This window comes from Sporosarcina aquimarina (assembly GCF_023715615.1).
Lineage (GTDB): Bacteria > Bacillota > Bacilli > Bacillales_A > Planococcaceae > Sporosarcina > Sporosarcina aquimarina_A.
Genome location: NZ_JAMBOM010000001.1, coordinates 963,969 through 980,552, shown reverse-complemented (window position 1 = coordinate 980,552; position 16,584 = coordinate 963,969). Strand labels below are relative to the sequence as shown.

General features: G+C 40.8%; 18 protein-coding genes. All 18 read right to left on the bottom strand.

The window, feature by feature from the left end; all coding sequences use genetic code 11:
* Nucleotides 1-3 precede the first annotated feature (3 nt).
* Complete coding sequence (locus tag M3197_RS04540) at nucleotides 4-798, bottom strand: phosphatidate cytidylyltransferase (protein ID WP_251658990.1); 795 nt, start codon at nucleotides 796-798, stop codon at nucleotides 4-6.
* On the bottom strand, nucleotides 795-1,589 hold the full coding sequence (gene uppS, locus M3197_RS04535) for an undecaprenyl pyrophosphate synthase (RefSeq protein ID WP_251658988.1): 795 nt from the start codon (nucleotides 1,587-1,589) through the stop codon (nucleotides 795-797). The genes M3197_RS04540 and uppS overlap by 4 nt, the downstream gene beginning before the upstream one ends.
* A gap of 127 nt (nucleotides 1,590-1,716) precedes the next feature.
* The gene (frr, locus tag M3197_RS04530) at nucleotides 1,717-2,274 is read right to left on the bottom strand and encodes a ribosome recycling factor (RefSeq protein ID WP_251658986.1); all 558 of its coding nucleotides are present in this window, start codon (nucleotides 2,272-2,274) and stop codon (nucleotides 1,717-1,719) included.
* 2 nt (nucleotides 2,275-2,276) lie between these two features.
* The gene (pyrH, locus tag M3197_RS04525; protein WP_251658984.1) at nucleotides 2,277-2,999 is read right to left on the bottom strand and encodes a UMP kinase; all 723 of its coding nucleotides are present in this window, start codon (nucleotides 2,997-2,999) and stop codon (nucleotides 2,277-2,279) included.
* An 80-nt stretch (nucleotides 3,000-3,079) separates the two neighbouring features.
* The gene (tsf, locus tag M3197_RS04520) at nucleotides 3,080-3,964 is read right to left on the bottom strand and encodes a translation elongation factor Ts (RefSeq protein ID WP_251658982.1); all 885 of its coding nucleotides are present in this window, start codon (nucleotides 3,962-3,964) and stop codon (nucleotides 3,080-3,082) included.
* Nucleotides 3,965-4,058: 94 nt separating this feature from the next.
* The gene (gene rpsB / locus M3197_RS04515) at nucleotides 4,059-4,793 is read right to left on the bottom strand and encodes a 30S ribosomal protein S2 (protein WP_251658980.1); all 735 of its coding nucleotides are present in this window, start codon (nucleotides 4,791-4,793) and stop codon (nucleotides 4,059-4,061) included.
* 141 nt (nucleotides 4,794-4,934) lie between these two features.
* On the bottom strand, nucleotides 4,935-5,453 hold the full coding sequence (locus M3197_RS04510; RefSeq protein WP_251658977.1) for a hypothetical protein: 519 nt from the start codon (nucleotides 5,451-5,453) through the stop codon (nucleotides 4,935-4,937).
* A 4-nt stretch (nucleotides 5,454-5,457) separates the two neighbouring features.
* Nucleotides 5,458-5,766, bottom strand: a complete 309-nt coding sequence (locus tag M3197_RS04505; RefSeq protein ID WP_251658975.1) for a hypothetical protein — start codon at nucleotides 5,764-5,766, stop codon at nucleotides 5,458-5,460.
* Nucleotides 5,763-6,542, bottom strand: a complete 780-nt coding sequence (locus M3197_RS04500; RefSeq protein ID WP_251658972.1) for a FliA/WhiG family RNA polymerase sigma factor — start codon at nucleotides 6,540-6,542, stop codon at nucleotides 5,763-5,765. Before M3197_RS04500 ends, M3197_RS04505 begins: the two co-directional genes overlap by 4 nt.
* A 150-nt stretch (nucleotides 6,543-6,692) precedes the next feature.
* Nucleotides 6,693-7,187, bottom strand: a complete 495-nt coding sequence (locus M3197_RS04495; protein WP_251658970.1) for a chemotaxis protein CheD — start codon at nucleotides 7,185-7,187, stop codon at nucleotides 6,693-6,695.
* A 1-nt stretch (nucleotide 7,188) separates the two neighbouring features.
* On the bottom strand, nucleotides 7,189-7,821 hold the full coding sequence (locus tag M3197_RS04490; protein WP_251658968.1) for a chemotaxis protein CheC: 633 nt from the start codon (nucleotides 7,819-7,821) through the stop codon (nucleotides 7,189-7,191).
* Complete coding sequence (locus M3197_RS04485) at nucleotides 7,811-8,284, bottom strand: chemotaxis protein CheW (protein WP_251658966.1); 474 nt, start codon at nucleotides 8,282-8,284, stop codon at nucleotides 7,811-7,813. The genes M3197_RS04490 and M3197_RS04485 overlap by 11 nt, the downstream gene beginning before the upstream one ends.
* A gap of 15 nt (nucleotides 8,285-8,299) precedes the next feature.
* A complete protein-coding gene (locus M3197_RS04480) occupies nucleotides 8,300-10,330 on the bottom strand; it encodes a chemotaxis protein CheA (RefSeq protein ID WP_251658964.1) in 2,031 nt (676 codons plus the stop codon).
* A 12-nt stretch (nucleotides 10,331-10,342) separates the two neighbouring features.
* On the bottom strand, nucleotides 10,343-11,473 hold the full coding sequence (locus M3197_RS04475) for a protein-glutamate methylesterase/protein-glutamine glutaminase (protein WP_251658962.1): 1,131 nt from the start codon (nucleotides 11,471-11,473) through the stop codon (nucleotides 10,343-10,345).
* Entirely contained in the window at nucleotides 11,470-12,336 is an 867-nt protein-coding gene (locus M3197_RS04470) for a MinD/ParA family protein (RefSeq protein WP_251658960.1), read from the bottom strand. Before M3197_RS04470 ends, M3197_RS04475 begins: the two co-directional genes overlap by 4 nt.
* Complete coding sequence (gene flhF, locus M3197_RS04465; RefSeq protein WP_251658958.1) at nucleotides 12,329-13,447, bottom strand: flagellar biosynthesis GTPase FlhF; 1,119 nt, start codon at nucleotides 13,445-13,447, stop codon at nucleotides 12,329-12,331. Before flhF ends, M3197_RS04470 begins: the two co-directional genes overlap by 8 nt.
* Nucleotides 13,444-15,477: a flagellar biosynthesis protein FlhA gene (gene flhA, locus M3197_RS04460; RefSeq protein WP_251658956.1), complete on the bottom strand. Its 2,034-nt coding sequence runs from the start codon at nucleotides 15,475-15,477 to the stop codon at nucleotides 13,444-13,446. The genes flhF and flhA overlap by 4 nt, the downstream gene beginning before the upstream one ends.
* A 25-nt stretch (nucleotides 15,478-15,502) precedes the next feature.
* On the bottom strand, nucleotides 15,503-16,582 hold the full coding sequence (flhB, locus tag M3197_RS04455) for a flagellar biosynthesis protein FlhB (protein WP_251658954.1): 1,080 nt from the start codon (nucleotides 16,580-16,582) through the stop codon (nucleotides 15,503-15,505).
* Nucleotides 16,583-16,584 lie beyond the last annotated feature (2 nt).

Here is a 16,584-nt window from a genome sequence, read left to right as displayed (position 1 = left end):
CAATTAACTAACAAAGTGCAATAAATGAAGCAGCGGCAAAACAAATAACAAACTGTCAAACCTGTCTAAAATACCACCGTGTCCAGGAAGCAGCTTACCTGAATCTTTCACGTTATAATTTCTCTTCAACGCAGATTCAACAAGATCTCCAAGTTGCCCAATAATGGACGCCACGATTGTGACACCTATTAAGATCAGGAATGTAGATGCGACAGGCTGTATAAATTGAAATAGTACCGCAAATACAACTGCACTCAAAATGCCTCCTACGAAACCTTCTACTGTCTTGTTTGGAGAAATATCTGGCCACAACTTATTCTTACCTAGTTTACGACCAATGAAATACGCGCCCGAATCTGTCGTCCACACAATGACCAGTGCATAGATGATAAACACTAACCCAGCATCACGAGTAGCTGTTAGATAGTAAAATCCCATACCTACATAAAATGCTGACATCACTAAAAAGGATGCATGAGCAAACGTAAAACGATTCTTCACAAGTACAGTATAGATTAATAAAAGCAATATAATGATAAAAGCAGCTTCTAATTTTGTATAACCGACTGATCCTAACCAACTTAACGCTAGTTGGTTGGGTAATAATAGAATGGCTGACAATAACCATGCCAGTACGCCTTCAATAGAAAATAATTTGATGGATTGCATTTTCAACAGTTCATACAGTCCGATTGTTGCAATTGCATAAACCAAAATGGTGAACGGAATCCCACCAGCCACAACAAATGGAATGAATACTGCAGCCGCTACAATAGCAGTTAGTATCCGTTGTTTCACTTAATTTCATCCCCTTCAAGACTTCCGAACCGTCTACTTCGTTTTTGATAATCTTCTATTATGCCAAGCATGCTCGCCTCATTGAAGTCTGGCCAGAGTACATCCGTAAATGCAAGTTCTGCGTAGGCTAACTGCCAGAGCATGAAATTGGACAACCGAACTTCACCACTCGTCCGGATGAGAAGATCTGGGTCTGGGAGATGAGAGGTCATCATTGCCCCGGATACCGTCTCTTCAGTAAGGTCTTCAAGTTGAATTGTGTTTTCTGATAGCTGTGAGGCTAATTTTTTTACAGCTTCGGCAATTTCAAAACGACTTCCATAGTTCATTGCGAAATTCAGTATCATTCCATCATTATGAGCTGTAGCCTCCATCGCTTTTCGAATCGCTTCTTGTGTATGGAGAGGCAATAACTCAGCACTACCAATCATTTCTACTTTCACGTTATTTTCAACTAACTCCGGTAAATACGTGCTTAAAAATTCGCCTGGAAGCTTCATGAGGAAATCAATCTCTCGTTTAGGACGTTTCCAATTTTCTGTTGAAAACGCATATAACGTCAATACACGTATGCCCAGTTCGTTCGCAAAGAGGGTAGTCTTTCTAACCGTTTTCATCCCTTCATGGTGACCTGCAATTCTAGGAAGTTTCCGTTGCTTCGCCCACCTCCCATTCCCATCCATAATAATGGCGACATGTGTAGGCATCGGCTTCTCTTTAGCAATGGTGAGCCGCTCTTGTAATGTCGACGGGACAGCCGTCGTCTTCTTTCGTAGTAGTTTATCGAACATCATTTTTCCTCCACTCGACGACGTTTCAAATCATTCATCCTCTTTATCCTAACAAAATAAAGGAAAACTTGCATGTTAAAAAGGACGTCCTAACGTTAGGACGTCCTTCGAAAAAGAAAGTTCATGTTTAGATTTCCATAATTTCGTTTTCTTTGTCCCCTGCAATGCTATCGATTTTAGAGATATACGTATCGGTTAGCTTTTGGACTTCGTCATTATGACGACGTAATTCATCTTCCGTAATTTCGCCATCCTTCTCGAGTTTTTTCAACTCTTCATTGGCGTCACGACGAATATTACGGATTGCTATTTTAGACTCTTCCGCGTCCTTTTTCACTTCTTTAACAAGATCTTTACGGCGCTCTTCTGTTAAAGCAGGGACTGCTAAGCGAATAACGTTTCCGTCATTAGATGGCGTGATTCCAATATCCGATTTCAAAATTGCTTTTTCGATATCACCTAAAGTTGTTTTATCGTATGGCTGAATGACCATTAGACGAGCTTCTGGTACTGAGACTCCTGCCATCTGATTTAACGGTGTTGGTGCTCCATAATACTCAACAGTAATACGATCTAATAACGAAGCGTTTGCTCGTCCTGCTCGAATTGAAGCTAAATCTCTTCCAAGAGAGCTGATCGCTTTTTCCATTCTTTCGGTTGTCTGATCCATAACTGCTTTTGGCATGTTTAGTTCCTCCCGACGACTGTACCGATAGTTTCTCCACATACAGCCTTTTTTATATTTCCTTCTTCCATAATCGAGAATACTACGAGTGGGATATCATTGTCCATACAGAGTGTTGAAGCTGTGGCATCCATCACTTGCAAGCCTTTACTAATTACATCTAGATAGGTCAACTGATCATATTTCACTGCAGCTGTATCGATCATTGGGTCTGCGGAATAAACACCATCCACATTGTTTTTACCCATTAAAATGACATCTGCTTCGATTTCAGCTGCACGAAGCGCTGCTGTTGTATCTGTGGAGAAATATGGGTTCCCAGTACCTGCTGCAAAAATGACCACACGTTTCTTTTCAAGATGTCGAATGGCTTTCCTGCGAATGTAAGGTTCTGCTACTTGACGCATGTCGATTGAGGACATGACTCGAGACTCTGCACCTAACTTTTCAATCGCGTCTTGAAGTGCTAATGCGTTCATGACCGTTGCTAACATTCCCATATAGTCCGCAGTCGTTCGATCCATGCCCATTTCACTGCCGACTTTGCCGCGCCAAATATTTCCGCCACCGACAACAACAGTTACTTCAACGCCAAGATCCAGCACTTCTTTCACTTGAATCGCAACGGATTTAATAATTTCCGGGGAAAGACCAAATCCTTGTTCTCCAGCGAGAGCTTCCCCGCTCAGTTTTAACACGATCCGTTTATAAGTAGGTGTGTTCATATGTATCCCCCATCTTCTTGGTTTTCTTAAAAATAGGGAACACAAAATGTGTCCCCTACCATTAGTATGAGTTAAATCAATTATCCTTTGTTAACTTGGCTCATGACTTCGTCAGCAAAATTGTCTTCACGCTTTTCAATTCCTTCGCCTACTTCGTAACGAATGAATTCTGCTAGTTTTCCACCAGTAGAAGTAACGAATTCTCCAACTTTTTGGTCAGAGTTCTTAACGAATGGCTGATCAAGTACACAGATTTCTTCAAAATACTTACGAAGACGTCCTTCAACCATTTTAGCAACGATGTTTTCTGGCTTGCCTTCGTTAAGAGCTTGTTCAGTCAGGATTTTACGCTCATGCTCAACTTCTTCTTCAGAAATTTGGTCATGTGAAACGTATTTAGGATTCATAGCAGCGATGTGCATAGCTACGTCTTTTGCAGCTTCGTCATCTGTAGAACCTTCAAGTACTGTAAGAACGGAAATACGTCCGCCCATGTGAAGGTAAGCGCCAAAAGCGTCATTATCTGTTTTTGTACGAATTTCAAAACGGCGAAGACTGATCTTCTCACCAATTTTTGCAATCGCATTAGAAATGTAGTCAGCTACAACAAGTCCATTAGTCATAGTTGAAGCCAATGCTTCTTCTACATTTGCTGGCTTAGTAGTAAGAAGGTGTTCAGAAATTTCTTTAACCAACGTTTGGAATCCTTCGTTTTTAGCAACGAAGTCAGTTTCAGCATTGATTTCAAGAATTACTGCTTCGTTTCCAGAAACTTCAATAGTTGTTGTTCCTTCAGCAGCAATGCGATCTGCCTTTTTAGCCGCGCTAGATAGACCTTTTTCACGTAAGAAGTCTAATGCTGCATCCATATCACCATTAACTTCTGTAAGTGCTTTTTTACAATCCATCATACCTGCGCCTGTTTTTTCACGAAGTTCTTTTACCATTTGTGCTGTAACTGCCATGTTGTATTCCTCCTATAAAAACTATTGATTTTTGGGTTATTTCTCTAAAAAAGACGATAAGGGGATTGGCCGCTTATCGTCTTTGATTTTTCAGTTACTCTGCAGTAACTGCTTCTGTTTGTTCTGCTTGAGCAGCTTCTTCGTCTTCACCTTGTTTAGATTCAAGCAATGCGTCTGCCATTTTGCTTGTCAAAAGGCGTACTGCACGGATTGCATCATCGTTAGCAGGGATAACGTAGTCAATCTCATCTGGATCGCAGTTTGTATCAACGATACCAACGAGTGGAATATTCAATTTATGAGCTTCCGCAACAGCGATGCGCTCTTTACGTGGATCTACTACGTAGATTACGTCTGGGATTGATTTCATATCACGAATTCCACCAAGGAACTTGATAAGACGTTCGTGTTCTTTTTTAAGTTGAGAAACTTCTTTCTTAGGAAGTACAGCGAAAGTGCCATCTTCTTCCATTTTCTCGATTTGTTTCATGCGGTTGATTCGCTTCTGGATTGTACCGAAGTTAGTCAAAGTACCACCTAACCAACGTTGGTTGATGTAGTACATGCCTGCACGTTCTGCTTCTTCCTTAATAGCATCTTGCGCTTGTTTCTTTGTACCAACGAAAAGTACTTTTCCGCCGTCAGCACCAACTTGGCGCATGAAGTTATAAGCTTCTTCAAGCTTTTTAACTGTTTTTTGAAGATCGATGATGTAGATTCCGTTACGCTCAACAAAAATGAATTTCTTCATTTTAGGGTTCCAGCGACGTGTTTGGTGTCCAAAATGCACACCAGCTTCAAGCAATTGTTTCATTGAAATTACTGACATAATTATTTCCTCCTGTTTGGTTGGATTCCTCCGCATACTTCATCCGCTGAGCGACCTTTCGGCACCATCTCAGTACGTCCATACACGTGTGTAGTAATACCACTTTCTAATATAGCACAAGCCTCATTGCTTTCGCAACAATTATCTTTTGAACTTTAAAATAAGCTCTACTTCTGTTTTGCCTTTTTTTAATTGGCTCGCTATTTCATTTAGAGAAAATCCTTCATCATGTAATCGGTAAACCGTTTCAAATTCAGTTTCTTGTTTCGGCTCTTCGCTAGATTTTGTAACGCTTGTCACACTAGCTTGCTGCTGGGACCGGTAGGAATCCAGAACTTTAGAAGTAGGTGGCTTAGGGTTAAAGTAAACAGAGTCCACAGAAGTTTCATCGTCTTGTGGAATCACTAATTTTTCGGCTGCTACCTTGCCTTTATTGTTTTGAGGTGTTTGTTGCATTTTTGAAAGTTGTTCGATTAAACGATCATTTTCTTCTTTGACTTCAGTAATGTAGAGCGCCAAACTATCTTCCATTTCTTTCATGAGTTGCTGTTGGTTCTTCTCGGTTTTATCTAATCTAGACATTCGCAAATACAACAAAGCGATCATATAAAATCCACCGAGTTGCAAAATAAAAAGTGCTACAATCAAAAATGCGGTCATTTCATCACCCTGTATAGTCTACGAAGCCGCCTTTATAAGGATGGCTAACGTGTGTATGTTCCTTCTGCTGAGAATCTTCCTGCTGTTCATAGTCCTCTGACTTTTCCTTGTCCGATGAATTTCTTGCGTTCTTAGTTTTTTCAGACTCTGCCGATTCAATTACAGTATTACGGTTTTTCATCACTTGTTGGTCAGTTTGGGCCACTGCTTGCTGATGATTCAGCATAGACTGCTGATTCTTTTGTTCTGTCAGTTTTCCTGCATCAAACGTTTTCGGGATTGCAATTTGAAGTTCTATTGACTTTAAACTCATAATATCCCCCGATCCAGCACTTCAGGCAGTAATAACTTTCTTAGCTTAAAAAGTGCTTTCGAATGAATTTGTGAAATACGTGAAGTGGATAAGTTGAGAATTTCACCAATTTCAGTAAGTGTCATCTCATCAGAATAAAACAGACTAAGTACTAGTTGTTCGTTGTCATTCAAGTCTTTGATTTTCTGGATCATTTCACCTAACAGTTCGCGTTTTACCGAGTGTTGCTCAGGAGTCACTGTTTTTTCATCTTTTAAAACAAAACTTTTTCCTGAATCATCTTCATCATCATTCATTCGTTCATCGATTGAAAGGACGCTGGAAAAGTAATGTTCCTGAACGGTTTGATAAACTTCAGACACATTGATACCTGTATGCTCAGCTATCTCTTCAGGTGTCGCTGTCCTCATCAGTTTCTGTTCAAGTTTACTGATTTGTTCTTCTAATTTTTTCGACTTCTCTCTCGACGAGCGTGGTAGCCAATCTTCTTTCCGTAATCCATCAAGGATGCTACCACGAATTCGAAACGAAGCGTATGTATCAAATTTCAAATCTCTACTTGGATCGAATTTTGTAAGTGCGTCAAATAACCCTTGGTAACCAAGGCTTTTGACGTCATCTCTAGAAACATTACGCGGTAATCCAGAACCAATGCGCTGGACGTGATAATTTACGAGCGGCATATATTTACGGACGAGCGCATCCCCAGCATCAGGATCACGTTTGTTTAACCATAGGTCCCAATATGTCTCCTCCGAAATGTCTTTTTTCGACATAGAATCCCTCGCTTCCGTGCAACAATGTATATTTCGACACTATCATACTAGTCATTATAGCAAAGTATAGGTAGTAAAGACAGTGAACATCTATCATTTATTCATAAAAAAAACAGCAGTTTCACTTACTGAAACCACTGTACATTTACTTTATATCGCCATAGTACCAGCGTTCACTGTACGTACTTGCAATGTACCGATTGCAGGATCAAACTCTATTGTGCGGCCATTGGATCCACCCGTATCTTCTGCTACTAACGGTATAGAAAGTCTAGCAAGCTCTTTTTTAACGGCTTCCACATTACGAGGACCGATACGCACTGTATCTCCTGAACCGAACTGGAACATTTGTGAACCTCCTGCAATCTTTGCTTTCAAAGACATGGGACGGACACCTTCTGCTTTCAGTTGCTCCATGAGGGAATATATACCCGTATCTGCAAATTTCGCAACATTAATGGAATCTCCTTTGCCAAGCGAACTGTCAGGCAACATGACATGCACCATTCCAGCAATCTTGCGACGCTCATCATACAACACAACTCCAACGCATGATCCGAGACCAGATGTTCGAATCGTGTCTGGCTCCCGGACAATGTTCATGTCTGCAATCCCAACCCGTACTACTGTTTTCACCATTTCCATATTACATCACACCTAGTGATTTAAAAATTGTGATGTAGGAAGGGGGATCTGGGAGTAAAAAGAAATGTCCGTCTACACTCTGATCATTTTCATCTTCTTCAACAATCTTCGTATCGATTACAATGACTTCATCACTGTAATGTGACACTTCAATTAGTCCGAAGCTCACAATGGCACCTACCATATCGACGCTCAATGAAGGAACCGTCGGGAAAATCTTTAATCCAGTGAAATCCGACAATGCAGATAAATAGGAACCGGACAAAATATTTCCTAGTTCTTGCATGGCAGAAACACCGATTTCACCAATCGATTCCGGAGTAGAAAAGTCAAATTGGGGGTCTCCGATTAAACGGCGAATAAAGCGATTGGCAGAATCAATCGGAAGAACAAAGAACATGCTTCCAGATAAGTCTCCTTCTATTCTTAAGAAAATCCCAACAACTACATTCTCACTACCTCCCGCAAGTTCGAACATGTCGTCAAATGACACAAGTGCAACTTTCGGAACGTGCATGTCGATTTTGCGCTGAAGAAGCTCAGACAAAGATGTTGCCGCGTGAGCCGCTCCAATGTTACCAATTTCTTTGAGAACATCTAAATGCATATCAGATATGTTGAGTTCAGTTTTCATCCGCATTCACATTCCTAATTGGACGCAACACATTATCCAAGTTGAGCATGACGAGGAGTCGTTTCTCAATCTTTGCAACACCTGCCACAAATTCCGATTCTACAGATCCGACAACTTCTGGCTGGGATTCAAGTGCATTCACAGGTATATCGATCACATCATTGGCATCGTCAACAATGAGCCCTACATCAAAGTTTTCAAGATTGACGATGATGATGCGTGTGTTATCATTGTACTCCATTTCTGGCAGATCAAATCGATTCCGTAAATCGACAATAGGCGTTACCATCCCTCGTAAATTGATGACTCCTTTAACATAAGAAGGTACACCAGGAATTCGAGTAATTGTCATGAGTAATAATTTTTCAATGGACTGAACGACATCCACTTCAATGGCATACTCTTTGTCGAGCAATCGAAATACGATTGTTTTCATTACATTATTTTCAGTTGCAGTTGTCATTGGATTCCCTCCTACTTATTTAATGAGCGCATTGCAGTCTACAATTAAAGCAACTTGACCGTTTCCGAGGATTGTAGCTCCAGATAACGCGAAAACGCTCTGTAAGTAGTTACCGAGTGATTTCAGTACAATTTCCTGTTGTCCGATGAACGAGTCAACGACCAGCGCTGCCAAGCTCTCACCTTTACGAACTATAACGACCGATTTGAGTTCTTCAGGTTCTTCTGGAAGACCCGTATCGAAAATCTCACGAAGATCTACAAGTGGAACAATTTTACCTCGGAAATCGATGACCCGCTGATTATGGGCATTCAAAATATCACTATTTTGGATAATTGCTGTTTCAATAATAGAGGACAACGGCACAGCAAAAATCTCTTTTTGCATCTGTACGAGCATAACCGAAATTATCGAAAGTGTAAGTGGGAGCTGTACTTGGAATAATGAGCCTTGCCCTTCTTTAGATTCGATTGAAATATGACCGCCTAATGATTCAATAGTACTCTTCACAACATCCAGACCTACACCTCGTCCAGAAACATCTGTCAGCTTTTCCGCAGTCGAAAAGCCTGATGATAAAATAAGTTCTGCAACTTGCTTGTCAGTCAAGGTTTCTGCAATTTCTTCTGTAACGATACCGCGCTCAATTGCTTTTTTTAGCACACGTGCACGATTCACCCCTGCACCATCGTCTTCTAATTCAATGAACACATGATTACCAGAATGATAAGCTCGTAACGTTACGGTTCCTTCTTCAGGTTTACCTGCCGCAATGCGATCTGCTGGACTTTCTACTCCGTGATCTAGTGCATTCCTGATAAGGTGGACTAATGGGTCCCCGATTTCATCAATTACTGTTCTGTCCAACTCTGTTTCAGCCCCGATAATTTCAAGGTTGATTTTCTTATCGAGATCCCGTGCCAACTGTCGAACCATTTTAGGAAAACGATTAAACACAGTCTCAACTGGAACCATACGCATATTAAGAATGATATTTTGTAAGTCTCCAGAAATTCGTGTCATCCGTTCCGTCGTCTCGTTCAGTTCCGCATTTTGTAATTCTGTTGCAATGGACTGAAGGCGTCCTCTATCAATCACCAATTCCTCAAACAAATTCATCAGTACGTCTAAACGATCAATATTGACGCGAATTGTCTTATTTGCAGAGTGAGCACTGCTAGAACGTTTAGTTGGGGTAGGCTCTTTTTTTGCAGTCTGCTTAGCAGGTTGGGTAACTGGACCAGCAACTGGTGCTTCAATTGTTGTAGCCACCTCAACAGTAGCTGTGTGAAATTGAACTTGTCGAATTTCAACCTGTTCAATTTCAGATACCTTCTGCACTTTTGCTTTTAACTCTTCTGCGTCTTCTTTCGTAATAATCACGACCGTAAATTGATTATCGAACTCTTCATTCTCCAGCTGCTCGACGGTCGGAAAAGTCTTAATGATTTCTCCTGCTTTTTCAAGAATTTCGAATACCATGAAAACACGTGCCGCTTTGAGTAAGCAATCATCACGTAGAATTACTTTCAGTTCAAATGCATTGAAACCTTGTTCTACAGACTGTGAAACTACAGTTTGTTCAAAGTCATCATAAACAAGTCCACCTGTAATCTCTTCAGATTCTGATTTCCCCGCTTTTTCTTCTACCACCGCAAGTGGCGAATTACCCGCTTCAATTTGGTTTAGCATCGTCACTAATTTCTCAACGTCTTTTTTTCCGCTTCCACCCTCTTCGATATCGATGACCATTTCTTCTAGTGCATCCGAAGACTCAAACACGACATCTAAAATTTCAGAAGTAACTCGGATTTTAGAATTCCGAATTGCGTCAAGTACGTTTTCCATCTTATGCGTCAAATTCGCAATATCTTCATATCCCATCGTAGCAGACATCCCTTTAAGAGTATGTGCCGCTCTGAATATTTCGTTAACAATCGCAAGGTCATCTGGGTTTTTCTCAAGTTCTAGTAATTGTTCGTTACACGCCTGGAGATGCTCTTTACTCTCTTCCAGGAACATTTCCAAGTACTGATTTGTATCCATCAAAATGCCTCCTTAAGACTTTACATGCTCTGTAAGTAACTTACCGATATCTTGTACATTTGCTGACAGGTCTGCAAGCCCTGCTTCTTGTATGGCTCTTGGCATGCCATAGACCACAGCAGTTTCTTCAGACTCAGCAATCGTAAATGTCGTGCAATGCTTTTTTAGTACTTTCATCCCTTGAAGACCGTCATGGCCCATTCCTGTCATAATTGCAGTGACAAACTGTAGTTCCGATAGCTCTGAAACTGATTCCAGTAAGACGTCGACAGCTGGCCGATGCCCCATCCGAGGTGGATCTTGTTCATCCAGCCGAATGGCAAAGCTAACTCCTACGCGTGCTACTTTCATATGCTTGCCACCTGGTGCAATATAGGCTGTGTTTTTCTCAATAAGCTCTCCATTTTCAGCTTCTTTCACTGAAATATTACACAAGCTGTTTAAGCGGTCTGCAAGTGATTTCGTAAATCCTGCTGGCATGTGTTGGACAATTAAAATAGGGACTCCTATATTTTCAGGAAGTGTGACGAGCACTTGTTGAAGGGCTCTTGGACCCCCTGTCGATGTACCTATAATCATAAATTGCTTTACCGCAGAGCGTGGGAGTCCTCCTTCAGTAGTAGAAAAAAATGAGCGTTTTGGAGTAATCGTCAAATTTGTTCCAGTCGTTGCTACTGTAGGGATAGATGGTGTTGCATTCGCTCTGCGGGGTAAGATTTTAACCATATCGATTTGTGATGCATCCAACACTTTTTCTATAATAATCTTTTCACTATCACGTAAATTAAGTGAAATTGCGCCTCCAGGCTTTGTGATAAAGTCTACTGCCCCATATTCCATAGCACGAATCGTATTTTCGGCGCCTTCCTTCGTCGTACTAGATAACATGACAACTGGCAATGGGTTCTCCTTCATGATTTGCTGGAGAGCACCTAAGCCATCAAGGACTGGCATTTCAATATCTAGCGTCATCACATCCGGCTTTAACAGACGTGCCTTATCGACTGCTTCTTGTCCGTTTCTTGCCGTACCAACCACTTCAAGGGAGGGGTGGGATGAGATAATTTCAGATATTAGTTTGCGCATAAATGCAGAGTCATCTGCAATCAGTACTCTCTTGGAAACGTTCGTATCCACAGTCATCCACGTCCCCTCGCAAATATTTTTTTGAGTTGTCCAAGAAACGTACTGCCCTCTTTACTATCTATATCGGTTCCTGATGAAATATAGTTAGTAGCAATTGCATTCATTCTTCGAGAAATCGTTGCATTCGGGTAAAGTTTTACGAAAGGTTGCTGTGCAACAACCGATTTATGGACGGCAGCATCTTCAGGGAGTGCCCCTAACAATGTCGTTTCTTTATTCAAAAACTTCCTCATAGCAAACTGCAAACGAGTTACCGCTTCATTTCCATCTTCTTTCGGCTGTACACGATTATTTACAATGAAGAACTTTTTTTCAGAATCTCTTAGACAAATAAATTTCATCATGGAATAGGCATCTGTAATGGATGTCGGTTCGGATGTCGCAATTACAATGATTTCATCTACCGCAACAATCAGCTCGATGGAACTTTCCGAAGCTCCTGCACCCATATCGAACACTATAAAATCGTACTGCTGTTGTAGGGTTTCAAAGGCTTCAATTAGCCGTTCAAAGCGACTTTCCGTCCATTCTAATACAGTTTCCAGGCCAGATCCTCCAGAAATAAAACTTAATCCATCTGCACTTTCAGCAATGACCTCTACCAAAGTACGATCACCCGTGAGATATTCCTTCAAACCATATTGAGCTGAAGCACCGAGTAAGATGTGGACATTCCCCATTCCAATGTCCATGTCTACAATGATGACGCGCTTTCCTTGAGATTGTAAGCTACTAGCAAAATTAGTTGTGAAATTCGTTTTTCCAACTCCACCTTTACCACTAATCACAGCAATGGAACGGGCTGCCGTTCCTTCAGCTTTCATCATCTTCAGTCGAAGCGCTTCTGCCTGATCACGCATGTGCCCCCTCCTCAAGTAAGAGAGTTAGTAGCTTTTCAACAGAGGCTTCTTCAAGATCTTCCGGCACTTCTTGACCATCTGTTACATAGGCAATTCCCATATTATAATCTAGCAATAAATTGAGAATAGGTCCGACGGTTTCGGTTTCATCCAATTTTGTAAAGATGAATCGAGAGATTGGAAATTCCAAAAATTGGTCGACGATTGACCGCATATCTGACTCTTTCGTTGTAGTAGAAAGAACTAAATAAGATTCCATTTCCAATTCAAAATCGATAAGTTGTTTTAAATCATCTACAAACTTTTTCTCTTTATAATTCCGACCTGCTGTGTCTATGAACACAACATCTTTTGAAGAAAGCTTCTCTAATGCCGTTTTAAAGTCCGCATCATTGTAAGCTACTTCAACTGGTGATTGAAGTAGATTTGCATAAGTTCGTAATTGTTCAATTGCAGCAATTCTATACGTGTCTGTAGTTACAAACCCTACTTTGCGTTTATTCTCAATGAGTGAACGCGCTGCAATTTTGGCGATTGTCGTAGTTTTTCCGACTCCTGTCGGCCCGAGTACGTTCACATATTTCTTTTTAAAATGAACACCACCGAACGGCAAGTCAGCAAGCTCTTCGTTCAAAATTTCACGAGCAATTTTTTTCTGTTCATCAATTGTAAAATCAACTTTTTCAGCTTTCATACGAGCAAAGATCTCGCTAGAAATTTTATGGATTGTTCTTATATTTAGCTCTTGTGCGCGCAATCTCGTCAACAATGGCTGCATTTCTTCAGGATATTGGTTAAATTCAAGTGGAGCATGATTCGTCTTAAGAAGTTGTTTCATTTCATTCATTTCTTTTTTCAAATCATGAATCACGTCGTCTTGTGTTGTTTCAGATTTCAGTTGTGAAGAGAATGATGAACCTTTTTTTTCTCTCCCGACGATTGGCTCATCGTATCCTGCAACGACTTCTACACTTTTCTTTTTAAAAAGTCCTAAAAATCCTTTAGTTTGGACTATGGTTGAACTCAGAATAACGGAGTCGTCACCAAAGTCTTGACGGATTTTCTCCATCGCTTGGACCATAGTATCTGCTGTATACTTTTTCATTTTCATGCGACATCCACCACCCCTACACTCTGTACTTCCACAGAAGCTTCCAACTCATTATATGACAAGATTGGGATTTGCGGGAAATAGCGTTCTGTAATTTGTCTCAGGTACATTCTGACTGCTGGTGAACAAAGAATGACAGGCGATTGGTCAAGTAATGCAACGCGTTCGACTTCACTAGCAATCGACTCTAAGATTGCCTGAGAGTTTTGCGGGTCAATCGTTAAGTAGTTCCCTTGTTCAGTTTGTTGGACGCTATCTGCAATCAGTTTTTCTACTTTTCCAGAGACAGTCATAACTTTTAATGCTTGTCCTTGAGGCGTATATTGTTCAGTAATTTGACGTGCGAGTGACTGTCTAGCATACTCCGTCAGCAAATCTACGTCCGATGTATACTTGGAGGAATCTGCTAGCGTTTCAAAAATAATTGGCAAGTTTCGGATTGAAACATGCTCACTTAACAATTTCGCCAACACTTTTTGAATCTCACCCACAGATAGCGGTGTTGGTGTAAGTTCATCCACAAGTATCGGGTACGACTCATGCACATGATCGATCAGTTGCTTCGTTTCTTGACGACCAATCAAATCTGATGCATTTGCACGAATAATTTCTGTCAAGTGTGTTGAAACGACACTTGGAGGATCTACTACGGTATATCCTAAGATTTCCGCATCCTCTTTTACCTCTTCAGTAATCCATTTTGCTGGAAGACCGAAAGATGGTTCTACAGTATCTATTCCTGCGATTGAATCATCGCCGCCAGGACTCATTGCTAAATAGTGATCAAGTAACAGTTCTCCTCTTGCCATTTCACTACCTTTAATTTTTATCCGATACTCATTCGGCTGAAGCTGAATGTTATCACGAATCCGCACAACAGGAATGACAAGACCAAGTTCTAGGGCAAGCTGTCTTCTTATCATAACAACACGATCGAGCAAGTCCCCACCTTGTGAAGCATCAACAAGGGGGATCAGCCCATAACCGAATTCAAACTCCACTGGGTCCACATTCAATAGGTTTACAACGTTTTCCGGACTCTTCAGACCTTCAGTTTGTTCGCTTTCTTCAAGTTCCAATAATTCATCCGGGTCTTCGTCTTTAGGTCGTGACATCATAAATGCACTAACCGCAAGAGCAATTGCAACAGGAATAGTTAGAATATCATTGATAGGCGTTGCAAGTCCTAACAAAAGAATCGTTGCAGCTGCAACGTATAATAACTTAGGTTGACCCAGTAATTGACTCGTAATATCTGTTCCTAAGTTGCCTTCTGAAGCAGCTCGGGTAACCACAATTCCGGTTGCAGTAGAAATGAGCAAGGCTGGAATTTGGGAAACAATTCCATCACCTACCGTCAGTTTTGAAAACTGTGTTGCTGCTTCTGCAAATGGAAGTCCTAATTGGACAACTCCGATAACCATCCCAACAAGCAAGTTAATCATAACAATGATAATCCCTGCAATTGCGTCTCCTTTAACGAACTTTGTCGCACCATCCATTGCTCCATAAAAGTCCGCTTCATTACTGACTTTTTCACGTCGCTCTCGAGCTTGTGTGTCAGAAATCATGCCTGCGTTCAAATCTGCGTCAATACTCATTTGCTTACCTGGCATTGCATCCAGTGTGAATCGAGCGGCAACTTCCGAAACACGCTCAGATCCTTTAGTAATAACGATAAATTGAATAATGATCAAAATCACGAACACGACAAGTCCTACAATTACGTTACCTCCGGTTACGAATGAACCAAATGTGTCTACGACGCCCCCTGCGCTTCCATCACTCAAAATCGCACGAGTAGTTGATACGTTAAGCCCAAGCCGAAAGAGTGTCAGCAAGAGGAGCAATGAAGGAAAGATTGAAAACTGCAAGGCTTCTTGCATGTTCATAGCTGTAAGAAGAACTAATAGCGCAAGTGTGATATTAATGATAATCAGGAAACTGAGCAACCAGTGAGGCAACGGAATGACTAGCATCGCAACAATCATAATTACGGATGCGAGTACACCGATATCTTTAAACTGCATGTCATCCCCACTTTCTGTTGTTCATTTAAATTTTACGCTGAATCCGGTACACGTACGCCAGTACTTCAGCCACTGCCTTAAAAAATTGATCAGGAATTCGATCCCCAATCTCTGTATCTGAGTAAAGAGCACGAGCAAGCGGTCGATTTTCGACAGTCACAATTTCGTTCTCTTTCGCTATGAGCTTAATCTTTTGAGCTATGAAGTCGACACCTTTAGCAACAACTACAGGCGCATCCATTTCCCCGTCTGTATACTTGATTGCGATTGCATAATGCGTTGGATTCGTAATGACCACGTCAGCTTGTGGGACTTCTTGCATCATTCTGCGCATTGCCATTTCACGTTGTCGCTGTTTAATCTTAGATTTTATTAACGGATCGCCTTCTGAATTTTTATATTCATCTTTAATGTCTTGTTTCGACATTTTCAAGTTTTTTTCATAGTCAAACTTCTGGTAAAGAAAATCGAGGATGGAAATAAACAATAAGACAAATGAAGCAGTTATTCCCATCAAAGCAACCAATTCACCGACTGTTTTCATGACAGCTGACGGCGTTTTAAAAGCTAAATTCAATACTTTATCAATGTTTAAATAAAGAATTATTGAGGTAACACCACCGATAAATGAAATCTTTAACATGGATTTAAGTAACTCGACAATTGCCTTGATAGAAAAAATCCGTTTAAGCCCTTTAATCGGATCAATTTTTTTCAAATCGAATTTTAACGGTTCTCCTGTGAATAGCAAACCAAACTGTATCAAATTACCCGCGATTGCCGCCACCATCGCAACTAGCATGACTGGCAACATAATGAATGCCATTTCTTTAATAACTTCCATGTAGATTATCATGGTCTGATCAATGTCTAACTTTTCCATCGTTATGTATGTATGAAATGTTTCTTTGAAAAACTTATAAAAACGATCTTTCATGAATCCTGCAGCAAAAAATAAAAAGAGGAATACTGAAAGTAGCACAATTGCGCTAGTCACATCTTGACTCTTTAAGACTTGACCTTTTTTTCGAGAATCTTCCCTTTTTTTCGGTGTCGCTTTTTCTGTTTTTTCTCCCGCAAAAAATTGAAGATCCAAGCGCAACATGT

Coding starts and splice junctions, on each gene's coding strand:
- M3197_RS04510 (WP_251658977.1), bottom strand. CDS start 5,453: ATGACCGCATTTTTGATTGTAGCACTTTTTATTTTGCAACTCGGTGGA.
- M3197_RS04495 (WP_251658970.1), bottom strand. CDS start 7,187: ATGGAAATGGTGAAAACAGTAGTACGGGTTGGGATTGCAGACATGAAC.
- rpsB (WP_251658980.1), bottom strand. CDS start 4,793: ATGTCAGTAATTTCAATGAAACAATTGCTTGAAGCTGGTGTGCATTTT.
- M3197_RS04500 (WP_251658972.1), bottom strand. CDS start 6,542: ATGTCGAAAAAAGACATTTCGGAGGAGACATATTGGGACCTATGGTTA.
- M3197_RS04490 (WP_251658968.1), bottom strand. CDS start 7,821: ATGAAAACTGAACTCAACATATCTGATATGCATTTAGATGTTCTCAAA.
- flhB (WP_251658954.1), bottom strand. CDS start 16,582: ATGTTGCGCTTGGATCTTCAATTTTTTGCGGGAGAAAAAACAGAAAAA.
- M3197_RS04505 (WP_251658975.1), bottom strand. CDS start 5,766: ATGAGTTTAAAGTCAATAGAACTTCAAATTGCAATCCCGAAAACGTTT.
- flhF (WP_251658958.1), bottom strand. CDS start 13,447: ATGAAAATGAAAAAGTATACAGCAGATACTATGGTCCAAGCGATGGAG.
- M3197_RS04470 (WP_251658960.1), bottom strand. CDS start 12,336: ATGCGTGATCAGGCAGAAGCGCTTCGACTGAAGATGATGAAAGCTGAA.
- pyrH (WP_251658984.1), bottom strand. CDS start 2,999: ATGAACACACCTACTTATAAACGGATCGTGTTAAAACTGAGCGGGGAA.
- M3197_RS04480 (WP_251658964.1), bottom strand. CDS start 10,330: ATGGATACAAATCAGTACTTGGAAATGTTCCTGGAAGAGAGTAAAGAG.
- tsf (WP_251658982.1), bottom strand. CDS start 3,964: ATGGCAGTTACAGCACAAATGGTAAAAGAACTTCGTGAAAAAACAGGC.
- uppS (WP_251658988.1), bottom strand. CDS start 1,589: ATGTTCGATAAACTACTACGAAAGAAGACGACGGCTGTCCCGTCGACA.
- frr (WP_251658986.1), bottom strand. CDS start 2,274: ATGCCAAAAGCAGTTATGGATCAGACAACCGAAAGAATGGAAAAAGCG.
- flhA (WP_251658956.1), bottom strand. CDS start 15,477: ATGCAGTTTAAAGATATCGGTGTACTCGCATCCGTAATTATGATTGTT.
- M3197_RS04475 (WP_251658962.1), bottom strand. CDS start 11,473: ATGACTGTGGATACGAACGTTTCCAAGAGAGTACTGATTGCAGATGAC.
- M3197_RS04485 (WP_251658966.1), bottom strand. CDS start 8,284: ATGACAACTGCAACTGAAAATAATGTAATGAAAACAATCGTATTTCGA.